The following is a 5,476-nucleotide window of genomic DNA, read 5'->3' as shown; positions in this document are numbered from 1 at the left end:
GGAAGAGCAGGGCAAGGGCTGGATGCTCGTCTTCGTGCAGTTCACCGACCACACGGAACTGCAGGTGTTCGACGCGCTCGCGCTCGGCAAGGGACCGGTGGCGATTGCCACCGCACCGGGCCTGAAGCAATCGTTCCAGGTGCACTCGGGCTGGATGCCGCGCCTGGTGTCGCCGCCGATCACTGATCGCCGCAGTTCGCTGGGCGCCGACCTGGGCTCGGCCTGGCGCGATCTTCCCGCCACCGTGCGGGCAGCCGTCGAACCCGTGGTGCAGCGATGGTCGTGAACGCCATGCCCCCCTTCATCGCATCGCCCGCTCGCCGGCGCCTGTGCGCGGCGCTGGGCCTGCTGCCGGTGGCGGCAGGCGCGTTCCAGCCGCCGCAGGAGATCGCCGCGCAGCCGACGCTGCTGGCGGCGAACAGCCCGCTGCTGGCCATCGCTCGGGCGGGTGCGCGCATCGTCGCCGCCGGCCCCCGCGGCCACATCGTCTGGTCCGACGACAACGGCGCCCGCTGGACGCAGGCCGCCGTCCCGGTCAGCAGTGATCTGCTGGCGATCTCGTTCGCCAGCGCACGGCATGGCTGGGCAGTCGGGCATGGCGGCGTCGTGCTGCACAGCAACGACGGCGGTGCCACCTGGCAGCGCCAACTCGGCGGGCGCCAGGCCAACGATGTGGCACTTCGCCACCTCGAAACAAGAGCGTCCACCGATGCGCAGGCGGCCCTGCTGCTGCAACGCGAAAAGGCGCAAGGCGCAGATGGCAGCACGCCAAGTTTCCTGGACGTGCACTTCAGCAGCGAGACCAGCGGCTTCATCGTCGGCACCTTCAACCGCATCTTCCGCACCGAAGACGGCGGCCGCACGTGGACGCCGTGGATGGACCGCACGCAGAACCCGGGCGACCTGCATTTCTATGCCGTGCGCGGCAGTGCACGCGGCATCTTCCTGGCCGGCGAGCAAGGCATGGTCTGGCGGCTGGAGCCGAACGGGCAGCGCTTCGAGGCCGTGGCCACGCCGTACAAGGGCACGCTGTTCGGCCTGGTGGCCACCGACGCCGGCACGCTGCTGGCCTACGGCATGCGCGGGCGCTTGTTCCGCAGCGACGACGAAGGCCGGCAGTGGCAGACCGTCGCCGGCGTTGGTACAGCCGGCATCACCGCGGGCACGGCGCTGCCGGGTGGCGCGATCGTGCTGGTCGACCAGGCTGGCGGCATCGCGCTGAGCCGCGACGGCGGCCAGCACTTCCAGCCCGTGCCCGCGCTGCAGCCGATGCCGTACTTCGGCGTCACCGCGCTCGGCGCACAACGCATCGGTTTGGTTGGCGCCGCCGGGGCGCGGCTGCAGACCCTGGCCATCGAACAGATCAAGTAGGCGCACCCATGCATTCCCCCACCGACGCGGGCATCACCGCGCCCGACACGACTCCGTTCGATCCGCGCTCGGGCAACCTGCTCGAGCGCCTGGTCTTCAACCACCGCATGGTGCTGCTGCTGGTGTGCGCCCTGCTGACCGCGGTGTTTGCATTCCAGCTGCGCGGGCTGACGGTCGGCGCCAGCTTCGACAAGATGCTGCCGCACAGCCACCCCTACATCAAGAATTACCTGGAGAACCGCGGCCAGCTGCGCGGCCTGGGCGATTCGGTGCGCGTGGTGGTCGAGGCCACCCAGGGCGACATCTTCGACGCGGACTACCTGGCCCGGCTGGCCAAGATCAACGACGAGATCTTCCTGCTGCCAGGCGTCGACCGCGCCTGGATGAAGTCGATCTTCACGCCGGTGGTGCGCTGGGTGGAAGTCACCGAAGAAGGCTTCACCGGCGGCCCGGTGCTGCCGAACGATTACGACGGCAGCGCCAAGTCGATCGCCGACCTGCGCCTGAACATCGCACGCGCCGGCGTCGTCGGCAGCCTGGTGGCCAACGACTATCGCTCGAGCATGATCGTGGTGCCGCTGCTGGCGGCCGATGCGCAGGGACGGCCGGTGGACTACCGGGCGCTGTCCACCGCGCTCGAGCAGATCCGCGACAAGTACACGGCCGCCGATGTTGCCGGTGGCGCCGCCAAGCCCGCGCTGCGCATGCAGATCATCGGCTTCGCCAAGCTCGCCGGCGACCTGATCGACGGGCTGCAGCAGGTGATGCTGTTCTTCCTGGTCGCCGCGCTGGTGGCCACGATCGTCATCTTCGGCTTCACGCGCTGTGCCCGCAGCACCGCGCTGGTGATCGGCTGCTCCAGCGTGGCCGTCGTCTGGCAGCTGGGCATCGTGGTCGCGCTCGGCGGTCAACTCGATCCGTTCTCGATGCTGGTGCCCTTCCTGGTCTTCGCCATTGGCGTGAGCCACGGCGCGCAGAAGATGAACGGCATCATGCAGGACGTCGGACGCGGCATGCACCGCTGGGTAGCTGCGCGCTACACCTTCCGGCGCCTGTTCCTGGCCGGGCTGACGGCGCTGCTGGCCGATGCGGTCGGCTTCGCAGTGCTGATGGTGATCGACATCCCGGTGATTCGCGAGCTGGCGCTGACCGCCAGCCTGGGCGTCGCGGTGCTGATCTTCACCAACCTGCTGCTGCTGCCGGTGCTGTTGTCGTATGTCGGCGTCAGCGCTGAGGCGGCGCGCCGCAGCCTGGTCGACAGCGACAGCGACAACTCACAGAAGGGTGGGGCGGTCTGGCGCTGGCTGGAACGCTTCACCGAGCGCCGCTGGGCCGCGGCGGCCATCGCCACATCGGTGGTGCTCGGTGCGGCCGGCTTCGTCTACAGCCAGCAGCTGCAGGTCGGCGACCTCGATGCCGGTGCGCCCGAGCTGCGACCGGACTCGCGCTACAACCGCGACAACGCCTTCATCACCTCGCACTACGGCATCTCCAGCGATGTCTTCGCGGTGATGGTGAAGACACCGCCGGACAAGTGCCGCTCGTTCGAGACGCTGACCGAGGCCGACCGCCTGGCCTGGACCTTGGCCCAGGTGCCCGGCGTGCAGCGCACGGCCTCGCTGGCCGACACCGTGCGCGCCTACACCGCGGGCGGCTTCGAGGGCAATCCGAAGTGGGCGACGATCAGCGACAACCAGGGCCTGATCGATGCGCAGATCAGCAATGCGCTGAGCTGGAACTCGGAGTTCATCAATCCCGCGTGTTCGATGATTCCGGTGTTGGCCTTCCTCACCGACCACAAGGCCGAGACGCTGGAGCGCGTGGTGCAGGCCGCCAGCGCCTTCGCCGCCCAGCACGGCACGGCCGAGCGCCAGTTCCTGCTGGCCGCCGGTAGCGCCGGTGTTGACGCTGCTACCAACATCGTCGTCAAGCAGGCCAACCACCTGATGCTGCTGTACGTGTACGGCGCGGTGATCCTGCTGTGCGCCATCACCTTCCGCAGCTGGCGCGCGGTGGTGGTGGCGGTGCTGCCGCTGGTGCTGACTTCCATCCTGGCAGAGGCGCTGATGGTGCGGCTGGGCATCGGCGTGAAGGTGGCCACGCTGCCGGTGGTGGCGCTGGGCGTGGGCATCGGCGTGGACTATGCGCTGTACTTGCTGAGCGTGCAGTTGGCCCAGCAGCGCCTGGGCTGCACGCTGGCCGAAGCCTACCGCCGCGCCCTCAGCTTCACAGGCAAAGTCGTCGGCCTGGTAGGAGTGACCTTGGCCGCCGGCGTCGTCACCTGGGCCTGGTCGCCCATCAAGTTCCAGGCCGACATGGGCATCCTGCTGACCTTCATGTTCGTCTGGAACATGCTCGGCGCGCTGGTGCTGATCCCGGCGCTGTCTCACTTTCTGCTACGCGGCGCGAGCGATGTTCACGCGCCAGCATCCGCACAACCCTTGCTTCCCGGAGTGACCGCATGAGCCTGCACATGAAATCCACGCTGGAGGTCGAGGCCAACGGCTTCGCCCGCTTCGTCGCGCTGATGAGCGAGATGGTGCCCATCCTCGAACGCGAGGGCTGGAAGCTCGAAGGGGCCTACATGCACACCAGCGGCCGGCTGAACACGGTCGTCGATCTGTGGCGGCTGGAGGACTACAACCACTACGGCCATGGGCTCGAAGTGCTGATGGCCCACCCCGAGTTTCCGCGCTTCAGCCAGACCCTGGGCGAGGTGGTGCGCAACGAGACCGTGGTCTTCCTGCAGCCCCTGGAATATCCGCGATGAAAACAAACGGACAGATTCGTTTGTGTGCCAATCCACGGCAAAAGGACCCTCAATGAAGCGTTTGCAGGACAAGGTCGTGCTGATCACCGGCGGTGCCTCCGGGCTCGGCGCGGCAGACGCCACGCTGCTGGCGCGCGAAGGCGCGAAGGTGATCGTCACCGACATCAGCGATGACGCCGGCCGTGCCGTGGCCAAGCGCATCGGCGGCGAGTTCATGCACCATGACGTGACGCAAGAAGCCGACTGGACGCGGGTGATCGCCGCCGTACTGTCCAAACACGGCCGGCTGGACGTGCTGGTCAACAACGCCGGCATCTGCCGGGTCGGCGACATCGAGACCACCACGCTGGAGCAGTACCGCTTGATGGCGGCGGTGCATGGCGAGTCCTGCTTCATCGGCTGCCAGCAGGCAGTGCAGGTGATGAAGGAGCGCGGTGGCTCGATCATCAACATCTCCTCGATCGCCGCGCTGCGCGCCACGCCGCCGGTGCTGGCCTATGCCGCGGCCAAGGGCGCGATCCGCGCGTTGAGCCTGTCGGTTGCTGGGCACTGCCGCGACAAGGGCTATCCCATCCGCTGCAATGCGATCTTCCCTGGCGTCATCGACACGCCGCTGGTGGTGCCAGTCGTCGGCGCCAACTTCCCCGGCGCCGGCCAGCCCGAGGACGTGGCGAACATGGTGCTGTTCCTCGCTTCGGATGAATCGCGCTTTGTCACCGGCGCCGAATTCGTCGTCGACAACGGCGCCACCGCGCGTTTGGCCGCATGAAAGGCCCGCCGATGCCACGCCTGCAGGACAAGGTCGCCATCGTGCTGGGCGCGGCGGGCCGCGACAACATGGGGCAGGCCATCGCGCGCCGTTTTGCCGTTGAAGGTGCGCGGGTGGTCGTGGCCGGGCGCCATGCGGAAGAACTGGAACGCTTCGCGGCAACGATCGGCGGCAGCGCCATGGTGTGCGACATCACGCGCAAGGCGGATCTGCAAGCCCTGGCCGCTCATGCCAAACGTTGGGGAAGTTCCCTCGACATTGCCGTCAACGCCACCGGCTGGGGCCTGCTGAAGCCCTTCCTGGAGATCACCGAAGACGAGATCGACCGCATCACCGCGCTGCAGTTCAAGGGCCCGCACCTGTTCTTCCAGGCCGTGCTGGAGGTGATGGACGACGGCGGCTCGATCATCCAGATCAGCTCGGCCACGGCAAAGATCATGCTCAACGATCACGCCGCCTACATGGGCACCAAGGCCGGCACCGACCATGTCGTGCGCTGCATTGCCAACGAGTTCGGCCACCGCGGCATTCGTGCCAATTCCCTCTCGCCAGGCCTGACGGACACG

The 5,476-nt window shown here is 67.9% G+C and carries 6 protein-coding genes; all 6 read left to right on the top strand.

Annotated elements, in window-relative coordinates; all coding sequences use genetic code 11:
• A partial coding sequence (locus tag VLK61_RS04365) for a hypothetical protein (RefSeq protein WP_325418677.1) occupies positions 1–286 on the top strand: 286 nt, incomplete at its 5' end.
• A 5-nt stretch (positions 287–291) separates the two neighbouring features.
• Positions 292–1,371, top strand: coding sequence for a WD40/YVTN/BNR-like repeat-containing protein (locus VLK61_RS04360; RefSeq protein WP_325418675.1), 1,080 nt, complete (start codon positions 292–294; stop codon positions 1,369–1,371).
• A gap of 8 nt (positions 1,372–1,379) precedes the next feature.
• Positions 1,380–3,836 (top strand): efflux RND transporter permease subunit, encoded by a 2,457-nt coding sequence (locus VLK61_RS04355; protein ID WP_325418673.1) that lies wholly within the window; start codon positions 1,380–1,382, stop codon positions 3,834–3,836.
• On the top strand, positions 3,833–4,141 hold the full coding sequence (locus VLK61_RS04350; protein ID WP_325418671.1) for an NIPSNAP family protein: 309 nt from the start codon (positions 3,833–3,835) through the stop codon (positions 4,139–4,141). The genes VLK61_RS04355 and VLK61_RS04350 overlap by 4 nt, the downstream gene beginning before the upstream one ends.
• 52 nt (positions 4,142–4,193) lie before the next feature.
• On the top strand, positions 4,194–4,910 hold the full coding sequence (locus VLK61_RS04345) for an SDR family oxidoreductase (RefSeq protein WP_325418669.1): 717 nt from the start codon (positions 4,194–4,196) through the stop codon (positions 4,908–4,910).
• Between the two features lie 11 nt (positions 4,911–4,921).
• The coding region (locus VLK61_RS04340) for an SDR family oxidoreductase (RefSeq protein WP_325418667.1) at positions 4,922–5,476 on the top strand (555 nt) is incomplete at its 3' end.

Origin of the sequence: Aquabacterium sp., from assembly GCF_035476535.1 — a bacterium.
Lineage (GTDB): Bacteria > Pseudomonadota > Gammaproteobacteria > Burkholderiales > Burkholderiaceae_C > Pseudaquabacterium.
Note: the sequence above shows the minus strand (reverse complement) of the source record. Positions and strands in the feature narration are given on the sequence as shown.

Bases quoted from the DNA above. Each gene is read 5' to 3' on its own strand.
- VLK61_RS04345 (WP_325418669.1), top strand. From the start codon at position 4,194: ATGAAGCGTTTGCAGGACAAGGTCGTGCTGATCACCGGCGGTGCCTCC.
- VLK61_RS04350 (WP_325418671.1), top strand. From the start codon at position 3,833: ATGAGCCTGCACATGAAATCCACGCTGGAGGTCGAGGCCAACGGCTTC.
- VLK61_RS04355 (WP_325418673.1), top strand. From the start codon at position 1,380: ATGCATTCCCCCACCGACGCGGGCATCACCGCGCCCGACACGACTCCG.
- VLK61_RS04360 (WP_325418675.1), top strand. From the start codon at position 292: ATGCCCCCCTTCATCGCATCGCCCGCTCGCCGGCGCCTGTGCGCGGCG.